Origin of the sequence: Paracidovorax oryzae ATCC 19882, assembly GCF_000687165.1 — a bacterium.
Classification (GTDB): Bacteria; Pseudomonadota; Gammaproteobacteria; order Burkholderiales; family Burkholderiaceae_C; genus Paracidovorax; species Paracidovorax oryzae.
The window spans coordinates 243,056-261,976 of the sequence record NZ_JMKU01000002.1 but is presented as its reverse complement, the minus strand read 5'-3'; the positions used below and the strand labels follow the sequence as shown (position 1 = coordinate 261,976).

17 protein-coding genes and 1 tRNA gene are annotated in these 18,921 nt (G+C 69.9%); 15 read left to right on the top strand and 3 right to left on the bottom strand.

Annotated elements, in window-relative coordinates; all coding sequences use genetic code 11:
- Positions 1 to 20: 20 nt before the first annotated feature.
- The 7 genes from T336_RS0102935 to T336_RS27575 all read left to right on the top strand — a co-directional run bounded on the left by T336_RS0102935 (position 21) and on the right by T336_RS27575 (position 7,628).
- Positions 21 to 1,232: a DUF2252 domain-containing protein gene (locus tag T336_RS0102935; protein ID WP_026431425.1), complete on the top strand. Its 1,212-nt coding sequence runs from the start codon at positions 21 to 23 to the stop codon at positions 1,230 to 1,232.
- 71 nt (positions 1,233 to 1,303) lie between these two features.
- Entirely contained in the window at positions 1,304 to 1,819 is a 516-nt protein-coding gene (locus T336_RS0102930; protein WP_026431424.1) for a sigma-70 family RNA polymerase sigma factor, read from the top strand.
- On the top strand, positions 1,816 to 2,850 hold the full coding sequence (locus T336_RS0102925; RefSeq protein ID WP_026431423.1) for a FecR family protein: 1,035 nt from the start codon (positions 1,816 to 1,818) through the stop codon (positions 2,848 to 2,850). Before T336_RS0102930 ends, T336_RS0102925 begins: the two co-directional genes overlap by 4 nt.
- 89 nt (positions 2,851 to 2,939) lie before the next feature.
- Entirely contained in the window at positions 2,940 to 5,459 is a 2,520-nt protein-coding gene (locus T336_RS0102920) for a TonB-dependent receptor (protein WP_026431422.1), read from the top strand.
- Positions 5,459 to 5,758 carry a hypothetical protein gene (locus T336_RS24715; RefSeq protein ID WP_035225207.1) on the top strand — a complete coding sequence of 100 codons (300 nt, stop codon included), beginning with the start codon at positions 5,459 to 5,461 and terminating at the stop codon, positions 5,756 to 5,758. Before T336_RS0102920 ends, T336_RS24715 begins: the two co-directional genes overlap by 1 nt.
- Positions 5,755 to 7,296, top strand: coding sequence for a PepSY-associated TM helix domain-containing protein (locus T336_RS0102910; RefSeq protein WP_026431421.1), 1,542 nt, complete (start codon positions 5,755 to 5,757; stop codon positions 7,294 to 7,296). Before T336_RS24715 ends, T336_RS0102910 begins: the two co-directional genes overlap by 4 nt.
- On the top strand, positions 7,185 to 7,628 hold the full coding sequence (locus T336_RS27575) for a DUF3325 family protein (RefSeq protein WP_084151355.1): 444 nt from the start codon (positions 7,185 to 7,187) through the stop codon (positions 7,626 to 7,628). Before T336_RS0102910 ends, T336_RS27575 begins: the two co-directional genes overlap by 112 nt.
- Here T336_RS27575 and T336_RS0102900 read toward each other — a convergent pair.
- Together T336_RS0102900 and T336_RS0102895 are read right to left on the bottom strand one after the other, a co-directional pair.
- A complete protein-coding gene (locus T336_RS0102900; protein ID WP_019702686.1) occupies positions 7,625 to 8,050 on the bottom strand; it encodes a GNAT family N-acetyltransferase in 426 nt (141 codons plus the stop codon). The genes T336_RS27575 and T336_RS0102900 overlap by 4 nt on opposite strands.
- Positions 8,051 to 8,106: 56 nt before the next feature.
- A tRNA-Met gene (locus tag T336_RS0102895) sits at positions 8,107 to 8,183 on the bottom strand.
- Positions 8,184 to 8,308: 125 nt separating this feature from the next.
- Here T336_RS0102895 and T336_RS0102890 point away from each other — a divergent pair.
- From T336_RS0102890 to mdoH, 6 genes are all read left to right on the top strand, one after another.
- On the top strand, positions 8,309 to 8,749 hold the full coding sequence (locus T336_RS0102890; protein WP_051647041.1) for a hypothetical protein: 441 nt from the start codon (positions 8,309 to 8,311) through the stop codon (positions 8,747 to 8,749).
- Between the two features lie 132 nt (positions 8,750 to 8,881).
- Positions 8,882 to 10,231: a tRNA (N6-isopentenyl adenosine(37)-C2)-methylthiotransferase MiaB gene (miaB, locus tag T336_RS0102885; protein WP_026431418.1), complete on the top strand. Its 1,350-nt coding sequence runs from the start codon at positions 8,882 to 8,884 to the stop codon at positions 10,229 to 10,231.
- Positions 10,232 to 10,244: 13 nt separating this feature from the next.
- A complete protein-coding gene (locus T336_RS0102880; RefSeq protein WP_026431417.1) occupies positions 10,245 to 11,705 on the top strand; it encodes a sensor histidine kinase in 1,461 nt (486 codons plus the stop codon).
- Positions 11,695 to 12,465, top strand: coding sequence for a hypothetical protein (locus tag T336_RS0102875; protein ID WP_026431416.1), 771 nt, complete (start codon positions 11,695 to 11,697; stop codon positions 12,463 to 12,465). The genes T336_RS0102880 and T336_RS0102875 overlap by 11 nt, the downstream gene beginning before the upstream one ends.
- Before the next feature lie 13 nt (positions 12,466 to 12,478).
- A complete protein-coding gene (locus T336_RS0102870; protein WP_019702691.1) occupies positions 12,479 to 13,894 on the top strand; it encodes a sigma 54-interacting transcriptional regulator in 1,416 nt (471 codons plus the stop codon).
- Positions 13,895 to 14,186: 292 nt separating this feature from the next.
- Positions 14,187 to 16,271, top strand: a complete 2,085-nt coding sequence (gene mdoH / locus T336_RS0102865) for a glucans biosynthesis glucosyltransferase MdoH (protein ID WP_026431415.1) — start codon at positions 14,187 to 14,189, stop codon at positions 16,269 to 16,271.
- A 159-nt stretch (positions 16,272 to 16,430) separates the two neighbouring features.
- Here the strand turns inward: mdoH and ffh are convergent, their stop codons facing one another.
- Positions 16,431 to 17,810, bottom strand: a complete 1,380-nt coding sequence (gene ffh / locus T336_RS0102860) for a signal recognition particle protein (RefSeq protein ID WP_019702693.1) — start codon at positions 17,808 to 17,810, stop codon at positions 16,431 to 16,433.
- 80 nt (positions 17,811 to 17,890) lie between these two features.
- On the opposite strand from ffh, the gene T336_RS0102855 reads away from it, so the two are divergent.
- Entirely contained in the window at positions 17,891 to 18,688 is a 798-nt protein-coding gene (locus tag T336_RS0102855) for a cytochrome C assembly family protein (protein ID WP_019702694.1), read from the top strand.
- Positions 18,685 to 18,912 (top strand): PP0621 family protein, encoded by a 228-nt coding sequence (locus T336_RS0102850; protein ID WP_019702695.1) that lies wholly within the window; start codon positions 18,685 to 18,687, stop codon positions 18,910 to 18,912. Before T336_RS0102855 ends, T336_RS0102850 begins: the two co-directional genes overlap by 4 nt.
- Positions 18,913 to 18,921: the final 9 nt, after the last annotated feature.

The window sequence follows — 18,921 nt, the reverse complement described above, 5'->3', positions numbered from 1 at the left end:
TCCCACTGCCGAGTTATTCCATGGACGCCGTACAGGAAATCCTCCACTACAACGCGGGCCGCGACCCCGAGCGGCTGGCGCTCAAGTACGAGCGCATGCGCAGCGACCCCTTCGTCTTCCTGCGCGGCACCTGCCACCTGTTCTACGCCCGCCTGCCGCGGGGAGGCATCTTCAAGTCGGCGCCGCCCGTCTGGTGCTGCGGCGACCTGCACCTGGAGAACTTCGGCAGCTACAAGGGGCAGCACCGGATCGCGTATTTCGACCTGAACGACTTCGACGAGGCCGCGCTCGCCCCCGCCACCTGGGACCTGGTGCGGCTGCTGGCCAGCCTGCGGGTGGGCGCCGGCAGCCTGCAACTCGAACCGCTCGCGGTGGAGGAGCTCTGCACGGCCTTCCTGTCCGCCTATGTGCATGCCCTGGGCGACGGCAAGGCCTACTGGGTGGAGCCGCAGACCGCGCAGGGGCTGGTGCGCACCCTGCTGGACGGGCTGCGGGACCGCCAGCGCGCGGCCTTCCTCGACAGCCGCACGGTCACCAAAGGCCGCAAGCGCAAGCTGCGCACCGACGGCCGCAAGGCACTGCCCGCCTCGGACGCCCAGCGCGCCGAGGTGCTGGGCTTCATGGAAGACTTCGCCAAGGCGCAACAGCACGATGCGGACCATCCGCACTTCTTCCGCGTGCTCGACGTGGCCCGCCGCATCGCCGGCACCGGCAGCCTGGGCGTGGACCGCTACGCCATCCTCGTGGAAGGCAAGGGCTCGCCCGACGGCAACTACCTGCTGGACCTCAAGCAGGCCCTGCCCTCATCGCTGGTACCGCACCTGAAGACGAAGCAGCCCCGCTGGGGCACGCAGGCCGAACGGGTGGTGGCCGTGCAGCGGCGCGTGCAGGCCGTCTCGATGGCGTTCCTGCAGCCGGTGGAGATGGACGGACGGCCCTACGTGCTGCGCGGCCTGCAGCCCCTGGAGGACCGCGTGACGATCGCCGGTGCCAGCCAGAAGCTCGCCGACATCCGCGGCGTCGTCGCCACCATGGGCCGGCTGGTCGCCTGGGGCCAGCTGCGCAGCGCCGGCCGCCAGGGCTCGGCCATCGCGGACGAGCTGATCGACTACGCGCGCCGCGGCAAGTGGCAGGCCAAGCTGCAGGCCGCCGCGGCGGAAATGGCCGAGAAGACCCTGCACGACGCGGCCGAATACAACGCCGCCTACGACGACGGAGTGTTCCGGCTCTGACCTCGACTCAGTTAGACTGAGAACCGTTCTCACTTACTCGGCACCCTGCCGAGGTTATGAAGGGTCGGGGTATGGCAGCCGTGGAAACGGCGCTGCAGCAGCACGTCAGTGCGCTGTATTGCGAACATCATGGATGGTTGCTGGCGTGGCTGCGCCGCAAGCTCGGCTGCGGACACCAGGCGGCCGATGTGGCCCATGACACGTTTCTGCGCATCCTGGGCACGCCCACGGTGCTGCCGACGCTGCGCGAGCCCCGCGCCTACCTGGTCACCACCGCCAGGCGCCTGCTGATCGACGACGCGCGGCGCCGCGTGATCGAGCAGGCCTACCTGGACGCACTGGCCGTGGTGGCGGCCACCGATGGCGGGCCTTCGACCGAGCAGGTGGTGGAGACGGTACAGAGCCTGGTACGCATCGAGGCCGCGTTGCAGGACCTGTCGGCCAAGGCACAGCAGGCCTTTCTGCTGCATTACCTGGAAGGGCTGCCGCACGCGGAGGTGGCGGCCGCGCTGGGTGTCTCCACCCGCATGGTGCAGAAATACCTGGTCCAGGCGCTGGTGTGCTGCCACCAGGCGGTGGACGGGTGAGCACCTTGCCGCACGAGGGTACTGACGTTGCGCAACAGGCCGCCGACTGGATCGTGCGCCTGGGCAGCGACGACGCGGAAGAACGCGCCCGGGCCCAGGCCGGCTTTGCGGCCTGGAAGGCGCAGGATCGGCGACACGCGCAGGCGGCAGCGCGCATGGAAGCCTTCATCGACCAGGTGCAGGCGGTACGCGGGCAGGCCCCCGGGGGCGGCCAGGCCGCGCACGCGGCGATGCGGGCGGCATTGCAGCTGCGCCGTCGCCAGCGCGCCGCACGGTGGGGCAGTGCGCTGGCGCTGGCCGCAGTGCTGGCCATGCCTGCGTGGTGGCTGGTGCGCGACCACCCCGCCAGCCCCTGGGCACAGGAGCTGGCCGACCTGCGCAGCACCGAAGGACAGTGGCGCCACCAGGTGCTCGAGGATGGCTCGCAACTCACGCTGAGCGGTGCCGGCGCGGTGCGCTGGCACCTCGATGCGCATCAGCGCGTGGTGGAACTGCTGCGCGGCAGCGTTCTGGTGGAGGTGGCACACGACGCGTCGCGGCCCTTCTACGTGCAGACGCCCCTGGGCCGGGTGCGTGCGCTGGGCACCCGTTTCACCGTGACCTACGACGCGGCCGGCGTACGGGTGGAAATGCTCGAATCGCGCGTGGCGGTCCAGACGCCGCACCAGTGGCAGTCCGGCAGCCGGGAGGCCGTGGAAGTCAGCGCGGGCCAGCGCGTGACCCTGGGCACTGCCGGCGTGGGCCGCGTCGAGCGGCTGGACCCGCAAGGCGTGGAACAGGGCTGGCGCCGCCATCAACTGGTGGTGGATGACCGGCCGCTGTCCGAGGTACTGGACGAACTGGCCCGCCACCACACGGGCAGCCTGCACTTCGACCGGGCTGCACTGTCAACGGTGCGCATGACGGGCGTGCTGCCGCTCGATGACACCGGGCAGGCGTTGCAATTGCTGCAGCAGACCTTCCCGCAGTTGCGGGTACGGTCGCTCGCTTCACGCTGGGTATGGGTAAGCCTGGCAGCAGCACCACCCTGAGCAGCGCATTTTTTTGCGTGAAGAGGTTCCGGTTTGGCGTTCTGGCCCGTCAAGGGCTATGAACCCAATGACCAAAAGGATCTCCCAACATGCGCGACTCCATGCGTTCCGGCCCGCGCGGCGGCCTCCCGCCCCTGGCACTGTCGCTGTCCATGGCACTGGCAGCGCTGTCCCCTGCGGTGCAGGCCCAGTCCGGCGCCGCTGCCGTGGTGCAGGCTTACGATATCCCGCCCGGCGCCCTGGGCCCGGCGCTCAACCGCTTCGCGCAAGAGGCGGGCGTGTCGCTGGCGGTGGATGCCAGCCGGGTGGCCGGAGCCACCACCGCCGGCCTGCAGGGCCGCTACGGCGTGGAAGAAGGCTTTGCGCAACTGCTCAAGGGCAGTGGCTACACCATACGCAAGACCGGCGCCGGCTATGGGCTCGCGCCTGCGCTGCCGGCCTCTGCACCTGCGGCACCCGCGGCCGGTGAGCAGGGCCGCACGGGCGCCCGGCCGGCCCCGGCGGAGGCCGTGGCCGCCGATGCGACCGCCCCCGGCGGCGACGCAGCGCAGGACGCCCCGGCAGCCCGCACGCCGGCGGGACGCGACACGCTGGAAACGGTGACCGTGTCGGCCTCACGCTCCAACATGGAGGCCGAGAAGGCGCCGCAGACGGTGCAAGTCATCACCCGCGCGCAGATCGAGCAGCAACTGGCGCTGTCCACCAATTCGTCGGATGTGCTGAGCAACCTGATCCCGTCGTACACGCCCAGCCGCGGCAAGATGAACGGCAGCGGCGAGACGCTGCGGGGCCGCACGCCGCTGATCCTGGTGGACGGCGTGCCGCAGTCCAATCCCATCCGGCCCACCGGGCGCGAGGCGCATACCATCGACTTCGCGATGATCGACCGGGTGGAGGTGGTCCAGGGCGCCAACGCCATCAATGGCCTGGGCGCCACGGGCGGCACCATCAACCTCATCACCAAGCGACCCGAGAACGGCGCGCTCAACCAGCGCGTGGACGTGCAGGCCACCATGCCCGCCGGGCACGGCGGCAGCGACAGCCTGTCCACCAGGATGGCCTACAGCGCCAACGGCCGGCAGGACAAGCTGGACTACCTGTTCTCCATCGCCGCCGAGGACCAGGGCCTGTGGCGCGACGCGCAGGGCCGCGGCATCGGCGCGGACAACACCCAGGGCGACCTGATGGACGCGCGCAGCTACGACGTGCTGGGCAAGCTGGGTTACTGGCTGGACGACGACCAACGGCTGCAAATGTCCGTCAACCGCTACCGCATCAAGTCGCAGGCCCACTACATCGGCGTGGCGGGCGACCGCACGCGCGGCATTCCGACCACCTCCATGGAAGGCACGCCAGCGGGCGCGCCGCCCTTCAACGAGGTCCAGACCTCGGCCATCACCTACGACCACTACAACCTGGCGGGCATGGAACTGTCGGCCCTGGCGTTCAGCCAGGAGTTCGAGGCGCTGTTCGGCGGTGACCGCTCGGCCACCTTCCAGGACCCGCTGATCGCGCCGCGCGGCACGCTGGTGGACCAGTCGCGGGCCAAATCGTCCAAGCTGGGCACCAAGGTCACACTGACGAAGGCCGATCTGCTGAACGACCGGCTCAAGCTCACCGGCGGCTTCGACACGCTGGTGGACAAGGGCAAGCAGGACCTGTTCGGTACCGGCCGGACCTACGTGCCCGAATCGGAATACCGCAACCTGTCGCTCTTCCTGCAGGGTGAATACAAGCTGCTCGACAAGGTCACGCTGCACGGCGGCGTGCGCAGGGAATCCGCGGACCTGAAGATCGACAGCTACCGCACGCTGGCGGCCTACAACCGCGTGGCGGTGCAGGGCGGCACGCTCGACTTCGACGAGACGCTCTACAACGCCGGCATCGTCTTCGAGCCGGCCCGGGACTGGAATGTCTATGCCAGCTATTCCGAAGGCTTCGGCATGCCGGACGTGGGCCGCGTGCTGCGGTCCATCAACACGCCGGGCCAGAACGTGGACGACATGAAGAGCCTGAGCCCCATCGTCACGAAGAGCGTGGAGCTGGGCACGCGCGTGAAACGCGGTGACTGGGAGGCCGAGGCCAGCTGGTTCCGGTCGTCCTCCGACTACGGCACGCGGGTGCTGCGGGTGAACGAGGCCTTCATGCTCGCACGAGAGAAGAACCGCATCGACGGGCTGGAGGCCAGCCTGGGCTGGCAGGTCGACCGCGCCCACAAGGCCAGGCTGGCCTATTCGCGCACCAAGGGCCGCTACGACAGCAACGGCGATGGCCGCCTGGACGCGCGGCTCGACGGCCTGAACATCGCGCCCGACCGGCTGGTGGCCAGCTGGACGGCGCAGTGGAATGAACAGCTCTCGTCCTTCGTGCAGGTGCAGCGCGCCTTCAGCCGCACCTTCGACAACCCGGCCATGAACTTCGGCGGCTACACGCTGGTGGACGCCAGCCTGCAGTACCAGCTGCCCAAGGGCCGGGTGCGGCTGGCCGTGGCCAACCTGTTCAACCGCGACTACATCACCTACTACTCGCAAAGCGCGCTGGTGGAGCCGATGCGTTACTTCGCGGGCCGGGGCCGCACGCTGACGCTGGGCTATTCGGTGGACTTCTGATGGCTTACAGCGCAGCGACGGTGGCGTGCACCGCGGCACGCACAGTGGTGGCCGTGGCCGGCGGCTATGGCGTGGTGCAGTTGGCGGTAACGGCCACCGCCAGCGCGCTGGCCCGCGGCGGCCTGGCGCCGTCCGATGCCGTCGTGGCGGCCGCCATGCTGGGCTTTCCGGCCTACCTGGGCGTGTTGCTCTGGGCGCTGGCATGCCCCCGGCTGCTGCACCTGGCCGGCGTGCTGGGCCTGGCCGCCGCGGGCTGCGCTGCGGCAGGCTGGTGGCTGCAGCCGGGCATGCCCGCATGAACGCGGCACCGGTCCCCACTGCCCGCTGGCGCACGCGCATGGCAGGTGTGCACACCTGGTGCGGCATCGTGCTGGGAGTGCTGCTGCTGGCCGTCTTCTGGATGGGCACGCTCAGCGTGTTCGACCGGGAACTGGACCGCTGGATGATGCCCGCCACCCGCTTGCCGGCACCGCCCCACCCGCCGCGGCTGGACGCGCTGCAGCCCGTCGTCCAGGCGCTGGTGCCGGCCGGCGCACGCCAATGGCGCATCGACTGGGCCACGCCACGCACGCCCGTGCTGCGCCTGTCCTGGCAGGGCCCGGACGGCGCGCGTGGCCAGCGCTACCTCGATGCGGCCACACTGGCGGTGTTGCCCGCATCGGAGACCTGGGGTGCCAGCGGCTTCATCTTCCCGTTCCACTATGGCCTGCATTGGGACTGGAAGGACCTGGGCAAGTGGCTGGTGGGCCTGGCCGGCATGGGCATGCTGGTGCTGCTCGTGGGGGGCGTGGTGATCCACCGCCGCCTGCTGGCGGACTTCTTCACCTTCCGGCCGCGCAGCCGGTTGCCGCGCAGCAGCCTGGACCTGCACAACGTCACCGGCGTGATGGGCCTGCCCTTCCACGTGGCGATCACGGTGTCGGGGCTGGTGATCTTCTGGTCGCTGTACTTTCCGCAGGCGCACGTGGGCGTCTACGGCGATGGCCCCCAGGCCCGCGCCGCCGTGCAGGCCGACGGCTATGGCCGCTACCAGCGCCCGCGCGCAGGGCCGGCGACAGCCCCCATGGCATCGCTGGACGCCATGGCCGACGCGGCACGCCGCACCTGGGGCGCGGGGGCGGAGCCGTACTTCCTGCGCGTGTGGAACCCGGGCGACCGGCACGCCACGGTGGAGCTGCGCCGCTCCTATGCGCGCGAGGTGCCGATGAACCTGGACCAGCTTTTCTTCGACGCCGCCACCGGCCATCCGCTGCACCGCTTCGAGGCCGCGCCGGCCATGGGCGTGCAGCGCTTCATCTCGGGCCTGCATTTCATCCAGTTCGAGCATCCGCTGCTGCGCTGGCTGTACTTCGGGCTGGGACTTTCGGGCTGCGTGCTCATCGCGAGCGGCCTGGTGCATTGGCTGGCCGCCCGGCGCGCACGCACGCCGCCGGGCCTGCGCTGGCGCCTGGTCGAGTCGCTGTGCACCGCAGGCATCCCAGGCACCGTGGTGGCCACGCTGGCCTTCCTGGCGGCCAATCGCCTGCTCCCCGATGCAGCGCATGCCATGGGCTGGACCCGTGCGGAACTGGAGGCCGCCGCGTTCTACGGCACCTGGCTGGCCTGCCTGGCGCTTGCGGTAGTGCGTGGTCCCCAGGCCTGGCGCGACCAGGCTACGGCCATTTCCGGCCTGGCGCTGGTGTGCGTGGTGCTGAATGCGCTGACGACGGGCGCCTACGGCGCGGCATGGTCGCGCACGCCGGCAGCCGTGGTCGGGGTGGACATCATGTTGCTGCTGCTGGCCACCGTGGCAGCATGGTCCGCGCAGCGCATCGCACGCGGAAGTGCCGCAGCATGAGTGCGGGCGCGTTGACGGCCTGCGCAGCGGCTTGCATGGGCGCCGCATGGTGGCTGCTGTACCTGGCGACCCGGCGGGTGCAGGACACCTTGCCCACACCCATCTCCAGCAAATCGGTTGCGGGCCTGCGAATCGTTTCGGCAGGACTGGGAGCGCTGGCATGGCTTGCGTGCGCCGCTGCCGACGGCATCGCCATGGGAACATTGCTCTGGGCCGCTTTGTGGAGTTCCTGCGGCTTCGGCCTCATGGCCTTGCTGGTCTGGGCGCCTCGACGGATGGGGCGCCTGGCACTGGCAACCTTCGGCCATCTGCGTTGCCAGGGCTCTCCCTAGCGCCGGAGATGCAGCAGCGGATACGGACGGCCCTGCCCGTCCAGCGGCGAGCGGCCCACGACCTGAAAGCCCCGGCGCCGGTAGAAGTCCAGGGCCTGGGTGTTCTGCTCGTTCACGTCCACCTCCGGCGCGTCGGTGCGCGCCATCAGCGCGGAGCCGATCCCGGAGCCCCGCGCGGCCGGGGCGATGAACAGCATTTCGATCTTTCCGGCCGCCGTGCCGATGAACCCGGCAATCCCGCCATCGGCGCCGACCGCGACCTGCAGATCGACCGCCGGCAGGTATTGCTCGCGCAGCACGGGGCGCAGCGCCTCGATCTCGGACACGGGCAGGAAATCGTGCGTGGCCCGGACGGAGGCTTCCCACACTTCGGCGATGGCATCGAAGTCGGAAGCGGTGGCAGGCCGGATGGCGATGGTCATTCTGGCTCCAAGCAAAAAAGCCTTGCAGGCTTTGGACCTGCAAGGCTTTTCACATCTGGTGGCGCTTCACGGATTCGAACCGCGGACCTGTGGATTATGATTCCATCGCTCTAACCGACTGAGCTAAAGCGCCTGAGCCCTCAAGTATAGCGCTTTTTTCCGGCCGCACAACAACTTCCTGCATCCCGCTTGCGCGCCCGGAATGCCCGCCAGGGGCCCGGCCGTAGAATTCCGCCCTTCAGCCCCTGGATGAACACCATGACCCGCTGCAAGCCCCCCACGTCCCGTCCCCACTCCACCGCCCGCGCAGCCGCCCTGCTCCTGGCCCTCGGCGCGGCCGCCCCGGCTTTCATGGCCCTTCCGGCCGCCGCGCAGCAGGTGCAGCCCGGCATGGGCGGCGTGCGCAACTTCCCCGAGGCCGCCCAGCGCGGCACCCTGGTGGTCCTCAGCACGGCCGAGGCCCAGCTCAATGGCAGCACCGTGCGCATGGCGCCCGGCCTGCGCATCTTCAGCCCGCAGAACACGCTGGTGATGGCCCACTCGGTGATCGGCCAATCGTTCACCGTCAACTACACGATCGAACCCGCCACCGGCCTGCTGCACACCGTGTGGATCCTGACCAAGGCAGAGGCCGCGGTGCCCCGCAAGGGCAGCGGCGGCGGCTCTTTCTTCGATTCGCTGTTCGGCTCCGGCAGTTGAGGGCGCGGGCCGCCTGCTGCGCCCGCCACCGCTCCTCCCACGCCTTCCCTGGTTTCCCCCGGCAGTTCCCCGCGCGGCCCGCACCCGGCGCCCGCACGGCGCTGCCACTCCCTTTTTCCGGAATTTCCCGCCATGGCCAAAAAAGTCTTCGTCAAAACCTTCGGCTGCCAGATGAACGAGTACGACTCGGACAAGATGGTGGACGTGCTGCATGCGGCCCAGGGCTACGAGCCCACGCAGAACGCCGAAGAGGCCGACCTGATCCTGTTCAATACCTGCTCCGTGCGCGAGAAGGCGCAGGAAAAGGTCTTCAGCGACCTGGGCCGCTTCAAGCACCTGAAGGCGCGCGGCGTGAAGATCGGCGTGGGCGGCTGCGTGGCCAGCCAGGAGGGCGACGAGATCATCAAGCGCGCACCCTACGTCGATGTGGTCTTCGGTCCCCAGACCCTGCACCGCCTGCCCGAACTGCTGGCGCAGCGCGAGGCCCTGGCCCGCCCGCAGGTGGACATCAGCTTCCCGGAGATCGAGAAGTTCGACCACCTGCCGCCCGCGCGCGTCGAGGGCGCGAGCGCCTTCGTCTCCATCATGGAAGGCTGCAGCAAGTACTGCAGCTACTGCGTGGTGCCCTACACGCGCGGCGAGGAAGTCAGCCGCCCCTTCGACGACGTGCTGGTGGAGGTCGCGGGCCTGGCCGACCAGGGCGTGAAAGAGGTCACCCTGCTCGGCCAGAACGTGAACGCCTACCTGGGCAAAATGGGCGGCACGGCCGAGGTGGCGGATTTCGCCCTGCTGCTGGAATACGTGGCCGACATCCCCGGCATCGAGCGCATCCGCTTCACCACCAGCCACCCCAACGAATTCACGCAGCGCCTGATCGACGCCTACGCGCGCATCCCCAAGCTGGTCAGCCACCTGCACCTGCCCGTGCAGCACGGGTCGGACCGCATCCTGATGGCCATGAAGCGCGGCTACACGGCCATGGAATACAAGAGCACCATCCGCAAGCTGCGCGCCATCCGGCCCGACCTGGCGATGAGCAGCGACTTCATCGTGGGCTTCCCCGGCGAGACCGAGGACGACTTCGGCAAGATGATGAAGCTGATCGACGACATCCACTTCGACAACAGCTTCAGCTTCATCTTCAGCCCCCGCCCCGGCACGCCCGCCGCCAGCCTGCACGACGACACGCCGCACGAGGTCAAGCTGCGCCGCCTGCAGGAGCTGCAGGCTGTCATCAACGCCAACATCAAGTCGATCAGCGAAAGCCGCGTGGGCACCGTGCAGCGCATCCTGGTGGAAGGCGCGTCCAAACGCGACGGCAGCGAACTCATGGGCCGCACCGAATGCAACCGCGTGGTCAACTTCGCGGGCCACCCGCGGCTCGTCGGGCAGATGGTCGATGTCACCATCACCGAGGCCAAGGCCTACACGCTGCGCGGCGAGGTGGTCACGGCGGACCACGGCGCGCTGGCCGCGCACTGAGGCAGAGGGCCGCATGGGCTTCGCCGCGCGCCTCTTCCGCCGCCAGCAGGGCGTCGCCGCCCTCGGGGGGCTGTCGTTCCAGCAGATGCTGCTGCTGGCCTTCCTGCTCATCGCCGGGCTGCAGGGCGCCAGTTCGCTGCGCGCCATCTTCACGCTGGAGCAGCTCATGGTCCAGAGCCGCAATGGCGCGGCCGAGGCCATCCAGCTCAACGCTGCGGCCCAGAGCCTGAACGCCCGCGGCCAGACGCTGGAGCGCGCGGCCCGGCAATCGCTGGTGCTGGCCGACCGCTCGCTGCGCCGCCGGTTCGACGACATCTCGCGCGAGGCGCACGAGATCCTGCAGCGCCTGGAAATCAAGGGCCTGCCGCACGAACTCGCCGCGCAATGGCGCGCCCACCTCGCCCAGGTCACCGCGCTGCTCGACGGCCCTCCGGCCCTCTCGCTGGACAACGAGCGCGCCGTGGCCGGGCTCTTCCTGGAACTCGACGGCGTGAACGGTGCCATTGCCCAGTCGGTGCAGGACATCAACACCCGCCGCAGCACCGAACTGCAGGAAAAGATCGAAGCCAGCCGCCGCGAGGTGACCCACCAGGTGGTCGGGGTGATCGTGCTGGCCCTCGTGCTCGCGCTGGCCCTGGGCATCTGGCTGGCCCGGCCCTTCAAGCGCCTGGAGCACGCCATCCGCCTGCTGGGGGAGAATGAACTCGCCAAGTCCGTGGAGATCCCCGGTCCGGTGGACATCCGCCGCGTGGGCCAGCAGCTCGAATGGCTGCGCGTGCGGCTGCTGGAGCTGGACGCCGACAAGGCCCGTTTCCTGCGGCACATCTCGCACGAACTCAAGACCCCCCTGGCCTCCATGCGCGAGGGCGTCGCCCTGCTGCAGGACGGCGTGACCGGCGAACTGGGCGCGGGCCAGCGCGAGGTGGTGGACATCCTGCACCAGAACACCCTGGTGCTGCAGGGCGAGATCGAGGCCCTGCTGCGCTTCAACGCCGCGGCCTTCGAGGCCCGCCAGCTGCACCGAGCGCCCACCGACCTGCTGGCGCTGATCGAGGCCCAGGTCGAGACCCAGCGCCTGCAGTGGCAGGCCCGCAAGCTCGACGTGGTGGTCGAGGGCAGGCCCGTCACGCTGCCGGTGGACGCCGAGAAGATCGCCTCGGCCGTGGGCAACCTGCTCTCCAACGCCATCCGTTTCTCGCCCCAGGGCGGCAGGATTCTGATTCAACTCATACGTTTCGAAGACCGCATCCGCATCGATGTGACCGACGAAGGCCCCGGCGTGCATGAAAATGACCGGGCCCGCATCTTCGAGCCTTTCTACCGGGGGGTGCGGCAGCCGGAAGACGCCGCGCGCGGCACCGGCATCGGCCTGTCCATCGTCCAGGAGTACGTCGCCGCCCATGGCGGGCGCGTGAGCCTCGTCGAGGCCGGCGAACGTACACCCTTCCGCATCGAACTGCCCCATGCCTCCTGATCATCTGCTGCCGCGCCATGGCGCACGCCCCTGTTCCGGCGCCGCGCGCCCTGCAGGGGCGCACCTGACGCACCTGGCACACCTGGCAATCGCGACCGCATTGGCACTGCTGGCCGGCTGCGCCGCCGCGCCCGAGCCCGCGCCGGCCGAACCGGTGCCCGCGGTTCCCGCTGCCGTGCCGGAACCCTCTCCCGCGCTCGCGGAAGAGCCGGACAAGCCGGAAACGGACGCTGCCGGCATGCCCTCCATGGACGGCAGCGCCCCGGCAGCCACCGCCGAGTCCGCACGCCCCGCCACCTCGCTGCCGCGACAGATGCTGCTGTACGCCGACCGTGTCCGCAGCCTGCCGCCGCCCGAACTCATGGCCGAGATCGCCCGCCTGTCGGACGCCCAGGCCAACGCCGGCAGCCCGCCGGAAAGGTCGTTCCAGCTGGCCCTGGTGCTGCTGCAGACGCGGCAGCCGGCCGACACCGCGCGCTCGCTGGGCCTGGTGCAGAAGCTGCTGTCCGACAGCCGGCCGGCCGCAACGTCGCTGCAGCCGCTGGCACGGCTGCTCGAGAACCGACTGCTCCAGCAGCGCCGGCTGGAAGACCAGCTGGACCGCCAGTCGCAGCAGCTCAAGGACGGGCAGCGCCGCATCGACCAGCTGAACGAGCGACTGGAGGCCATGCGCGCCATCGAGCGCAGCCTCAATGCGCGCCCGGGCGCCCCCGGCAACGGCCGGGCCGCGCACCCCGCACCGACCGAATCCCCCCGCTGAACCGGCCCCGAGCATGCCCGCCACGCCCCCGACGAAACCCTCCGCGCCCCGCCCACGCATCCTCGTTGTGGACGACGATGCCGACATGCTGCGGCTGCTGTCGCTGCGCCTGAACGCGGCCGGCTATGAAATCACCGCGGTCCCGTCCGCCGAAGCCGCGCTCGCCCAGCTGGAGACCAGCCGCCCGCAGCTCGTGCTGAGCGACGTGCGCCTGCCCGGCCGCGACGGCCTGGCCCTGTTCGACGAGGTGCGTTCGCGCCACCCTTCGCTGCCCGTGATCCTGCTCACCGCGCACGGCACCATCCCCGACGCCGTCGAGGCCACGGCGCGCGGCGTGTTCACCTACCTCACCAAGCCCTACGACGCCAAGGACCTGCTCGACAAGATCGCGCAGGCCCTGGCGCTGAGCGCGCCCGCCACCCGCACGCCCCAGGCCGACAGCACCTGGCGCGCCGAGATCGTGAGCCGCTCCAACCGCATGGCCGACCTGCTCGCCGAGGCCCGCATGGTGGCGCAGTCGGACGCCAGCGTGCTGCTGCTGGGCGACAGCGGCACCGGCAAGGAACTGCTGGCACGCGCCATCCACCGGGCCAGTCCGCGCGCGGCGCGGCCCTTCGTGGCCGTCAATTGCGGCGCCATCCCCGAAGCCCTGCTGGAGTCCGAGCTGTTCGGCCACATGAAGGGCGCCTTCACCGACGCGCACAGCAACCACAAGGGCCTGTTCCAGGCGGCCGACGGCGGCACGCTGCTGCTCGACGAAATCGGCGACATGCCGCCCGCGCTGCAGGTCAAGCTGCTGCGGGTGCTGCAGGAGCGGGCCGTGCGCCCCGTCGGCGCGAGCCAGGCCACGCCGGTGAACGTGCGCATCGTCTCCGCCACGCACCGCGACCTGGAGGCCGCCATGGCCACCGGCCAGTTCCGCGAAGACCTCTACTACCGGCTCAACGTGGTCACGCTGACGCTGCCCACGCTGGCCGACCGCCGCGAGGACATCCCGCTGCTGGCCAACCACTTCCTCGACCAGCTGGCGCGCAAGTACGACAAGCGCCTGTCGGGCTTTTCGCCGGAAGCGCTCAAGGCCCTCACGGCGGCGCCCTGGCCCGGCAACGTGCGGCAGCTCTACAACGTGGTGGAGCAGGCCTGCGCGCTCTCCACCACGCCCCTGGTGCCGCTGGGCCTCGTGCAGCGCGCGCTGCGCACACCCACCGCGCAGGTGCTGAGCTTCACCGAGGCGCGCCAGCGTTTCGAGCGCGAATACCTGGTGGACCTGCTGAAGATGACCGACGGCAACGTGGCCGACGCCGCGCGGCTGGCGCAGCGCAACCGGACCGAGTTCTACCGCCTGCTGCAAAAGCACGCGCTGACGCCGGGCCAGTTCAAGAGCGACGGGGCCCCGCCAGACGATGTCGCCGAAGAGCGACAAGAATAAGCCGTTGATTCATAAAGGATTTCCATTTCCATCGGCCTTGATGGTCGCTGGTTTGCGACAAAAAGCGGGGTTTTGGGGCCCTCCCGGCCCTCCGCACAACTACTTACATGGTTTCTCGGTCATAAGTCCTTGATTCACAAGGATTTTTCCAAGCTGGCACAGGGTTTGCCCTATTGTTCGCATGCAACAGGCCTACTCCCCCTCCAGCGCTGCGCCGACACCGGCCGCAACGCGTTCGCGAGAGGGTTACGCACCTGTCGTCCTGGAACACCACAACCGAGTGAGCACAACCATGGAATCCCTATCCTCCCGACCGGAAGCCGCCCCCCGCAAGATCGCGGGCACGCCCGCTCCCGCCGTGGTGGCGCGCCGTGGCGCACGCTACCCCCGACCGGTGGAGTCGTCGCGCAGCACCCTGCGCGAAGACCGCCATCCCAATTCGCTCACCGCACCGCCCGTGCACCGCGGCTCCATGGCGCCGCTGCCCTGGCGCGGCTTCTGGAACAGCATCGGCACCGCCGTGCTGATGCGCCTCAACGGCCGCAAGGCCTCCCCCGGCACGGCACCCGCCGCGCCGCAGGAGCCCTGGGAGCGCGCCGCCCGCCAGCGCCGCAACATCTTCCTGCTGCTGGCCCTCGCCACCAGCGCCCTGGCCACCACGCTCTTCGCCGGCGTGCAGCCCAGCTATGACAGCGCCTGGCTAGAATACGGCCAGCTTGCCCTGTTCGCCCTGCTCTCCACCTGGGTGGTGACCGGCTTCCTCACGGCCATGATGGGCTTCTGGGTGATGCTGCGCGGCGACCGCCACGCCCTGTCGGCGAAAAGCGTCCGCAACGACGTGCTGAGCCCCGACGCCCGCACCGCGATCATCATGCCCATCTGCAATGAAGACGTGGCCACGGTGTTCGCCGGCCTGCGCGCCACCTGCGAATCGGTGGCCGCCACGGGCCATGCGAAGACCTTCGACGTCTTCGTGCTCTCCGACAGCTACGACCCCGAGATCGCCGCCGCCGAGCGCGCCGCCTGGGAAGAACTGCGTGCCGTGCTGGCGGCCAACGCCAACCAGCCGCATGTCGAGGTGTATTACCGCCTGCGCACCCGCCGCAGCCACCGCAAGGCCGGCAACGTGGCCGATTTCTGCCGCCGCTGGGGCAAGGACTACAAGTACATGGTGGTCCTCGACGCCGACAGCGTGATGAGCGGCGACTGCATCGTCTCCATGGCCAAGCTCATGGAAGCCCATCCGCGCGCCGGCATCATCCAGACCGCCACGCAGGCCATCGGCCACGTCACGCTGCACGCCCGTGCCCAGCAGTTCGCCTCGCGCGTCACCGGCCGGCTGTTCACGCTGGGCATGCAGTTCTGGCAGCTCGGCGAATCCCACTACTGGGGCCACAACGCCATCATCCGCGTGAAGCCCTTCATGGACCACTGCGCCCTGGCCCCCATCAAGGGCACGGGCGGCATGAGCGGCGGCATCATGAGCCACGACTTCGTCGAGGCCGCGCTGATGCGCCGCGCCGGCTACCACGTGTGGCTGGTGTCCGACCTGGTGGGCAGCTATGAGCAGCAGCCGCCGGACCTGCTGTCCGAACTGCAGCGCGACCGCCGCTGGTGCCAGGGCAACCTGCAGAACGCCCGCCTGATGGCCGAGCCCGGCATCCACCCCGTGCACCGCGCCATGTTCGTGACCGGCGCCATGGCCTATCTCTCGGCCCCCCTGTGGCTGGCCTTCATCACCTTCGGCACCGTGCTGTGGCTGTCCGGCGCCCGCCTCGTGGCCGACTGGAACGTGCTGCCCGGCGAACTGATGGCCCTGTGGGCGTGGACGCTGTGCATGCTGTTCCTGCCCCGCGTGCTGGGCGTGGCCGCCATCCTCATGAAGGGCGAGCAGAAGCAATACGGCGGCACGGCCAGCGTGTTCAAGAGCGCCGCCCTGGAAAGCGCCATGGCCATCCTGCAGGCGCCCATCCGCATGCTCGGCCACTCGCTCTTCGTGATCGTCGCCCTGACCGGCATCAAGCTCGACTGGAAGTCGCCTCCCCGCGAAGCCAATGCCGTGCCCTGGAAGGACGCCCTGCGCCAGCTGGCCCCGATGAGCCTCGTGATCGCCCTGCTGGGCGTGGGTGTTGCGCTGATCGACCCCACCGCGCTGGTCTGGCTGATGCCCGTGGGCCTGCCGCTGGTGATGGCCATTCCCCTGGTCGTGCTGTCCAGCCAGATCGCCCTCGGCCGCACCCTGCGCGCCCAGCGCCTGCTGCTGATCCCCGAAGAGGCCTGGTCGCCGCCCGTGCTGCGCCGCGCCTGGATGCACGCCACCCAGCTGAAGAACGGCGGCCCGTTCCGCCAGCCCGCGCCGCTGCTCAAGGCGGCCTGAGGCACCGATTGCCCCTCGTGCGCGCACGGCGCGCACTTTCAAGCCGGCCCTCTGGGCCGGCTTTTTTCATGGGCGGCCGGCAGGGCTGCGCCCAAGAAAAAGGCCCTGCTGTGCAGGGCCTGGGTCGAGAGTGCCGGCGGAAGGCGGCAGGGGGAAGGATCAGAACGGCAGCTTGGGCATGCCGCCCCCGCCGAAGCCCTTCATGCCGCCCATCTTCTTCATCATCTTCATGAGGCCGCCGCCCTTCATCTTCTTCATCATGCCCTGCATCTGGTCGAACTCGTTGAGCAGCCGGTTCACCTCCTGCACCTGCACGCCCGCGCCGGCCGCGATGCGCTTCTTGCGCGTGGCCTTGATGATCTCGGGCTTGCGGCGCTCCTGGGGCGTCATGCTCTGGATGATGCCTTCCTTGCGGCGGATGTCCTTCTCGGCCTTGTTCATGTCCACCTGGCCGGCCTTGGCCATCAGCTCGGAGGGCAGCTTGTCCATGAGGCTGGAGATGCCGCCCATCTGCTTCATCTGCTGCAGCTGGCCGAGGAAGTCGTTCAGGTCGAAGCCGTCGCCACTCTTGACCTTGGCGGCCAGCTTCTGCGCGGCTTCCAGATCGACGCCCGCGCTCACCTGCTCGACCAGGGCCACGATGTCGCCCATGCCCAGCACGCGACCGGCATGGCGTTCGGCGTCGAACACTTCCAGGCCGTCGATCTTCTCGGACACGCCCGCGAACTTGATGGGCGCGCCCGTCACCTGGCGCACCGACAGGGCCGCGCCGCCGCGGGAGTCGCCGTCGAGCTTGGTCAGCACGATGCCCGTGAGCGGCAGGGCCTCCTTGAACGCCTTGGCCGTGTTGACCGCATCCTGGCCCTGCATGGCATCGACCACGAACAGCGTCTCGACGGGGTTCAGGGCCGCGTGCAGCTCCTTGATCTCGTTCATGAGCGCCTCGTCGATCGCGAGGCGGCCGGCCGTATCGACCAGCAGCACGTCGAAATAGTGGCGTCGGGCGTGGTCGATCGCGGCACGCGCGATGTCCAGGGGCTTCTGGTCGGGCGTGCTGGGGAACCATTCGGCGCCCGCCTGCTTCGTCACCGTCTTGAGCTGCTCGATGGCGGCCGGGCGGTACACGTCGCCGGAGACGGTGAGCACCTTCTTCTTGCGCTTCTCGATCAGGTGCTTGGCCAGCTTGGCCGTGGTGGTCGTCTTGCCGGCGCCCTGCAGGCCCGCCATCAGGATCACGGCCGGGGGCTGGGCGGCGAGATTGATGTCCGACACGCCCTCGCCCATGGTCGCGGCCAGTTCGCGGTTCACGATGGAGACCAGCGTCTGCCCGGGCTTGAGCGAGCCCAGCACTTCCTGGCCGAGGGCCTTTTCCTTCACGCGCGCGATGAAGTCGCGCACCACCGGCAGGGCCACGTCGGCCTCCAGCAGCGCCATGCGCACCTCGCGCAGCATGTCCTGCACGTTGGATTCGGTGATGCGGGCCTGGCCGCGCATCTCCTTGACGAGCCGGGAGAGTTTTTCGGTGAGGGCGGATGCCATGGGACGTATTCCGGTTGGGCGGGCCGGACGCTGCATCCGGGCCGGTCCGCCTGGGCAGCGGCGGGCTAAACTGTGGGCCCATGATTTTACCCAGCGTCTCCCCCGCCCACTGGCTGCTCTCCCTGGGCGCGGCGCTGGCCTACGCGGTACCGGCCCTGGCGGCCGCCCGCATCGGCGCGGAACGCGGCCGCGCCGCGCTGTGGGTGGCCTGGGTGCTGCACGCCGCGGTGCTGGCCTGGAGCCTGCTGGGCGACACGCCCCGCTTCGGCTTCGCGCCCGCGCTCTCGATGACGGCCTGGCTGGTGCTCACCGTCTATGCGATCGAGCACCAGGTGTTCCCGCAGATGCGCACGCGCTGGATGCTCGCCGCCCTGGGTGCCGCGGCGGTGCTGCTGGCCCTGGTGTTCCCCGGGCAGCCGCTGCACGTGAACGCCTCGGCCTGGCTGCCGCTGCACCTCGCACTGGGCATCGCCTCCTATGGCCTCTTCGCCGCGGCCGTCGTGCACGCCTGGCTCATGACCCGCGCCGAGCGCCGCATCCGCCAGGCGGCGGATCCGCGCAGCGGGGTGCCGTTGCTCACGCTGGAGCGGCTCACGTTCCGCTTCGTCGTGGCCGGCTTCGTGCTGCTCACCGCCACGCTCGCGGCGGGCCTGCTGTTCGGCGAAACGCTCTACGGCCGCGCCTGGAACTGGGACCACAAGGCCGTGTTCTCCGTGCTCTCGTGGCTCACCTTCGCCGTGCTGCTCATCGGGCGCTCGCGGTTCGGCTGGCGCGGCCGCATCGCCGTGCGCGTGCTCTACGCCGGGGCCGGCCTGCTGCTGCTGGCCTACGTGGGATCGCGCTTCGTGCTCGAAGTGGTGCTGGGGCGCTCGCTGTGAAATACCTCGTGCTGCTGCTCGTGCTGGCCGTCGCCTTCTGGCTGTGGCGCGGCGGCGCGCGGCGCGGCCAGGTGGCCGGCACCGAGGCCCGCGCCCGCCTGGCGAAACCGCAGGACATGGTGCCCTGTGCCCACTGCGGGGTGCACGTGCCGGCCTCTCAGGCGCTCGCGCACGGCGGGCACACCTACTGCGGCCCGGAGCACCAGCGCCTGGGCCCCCGCTAGGGCCGCAGC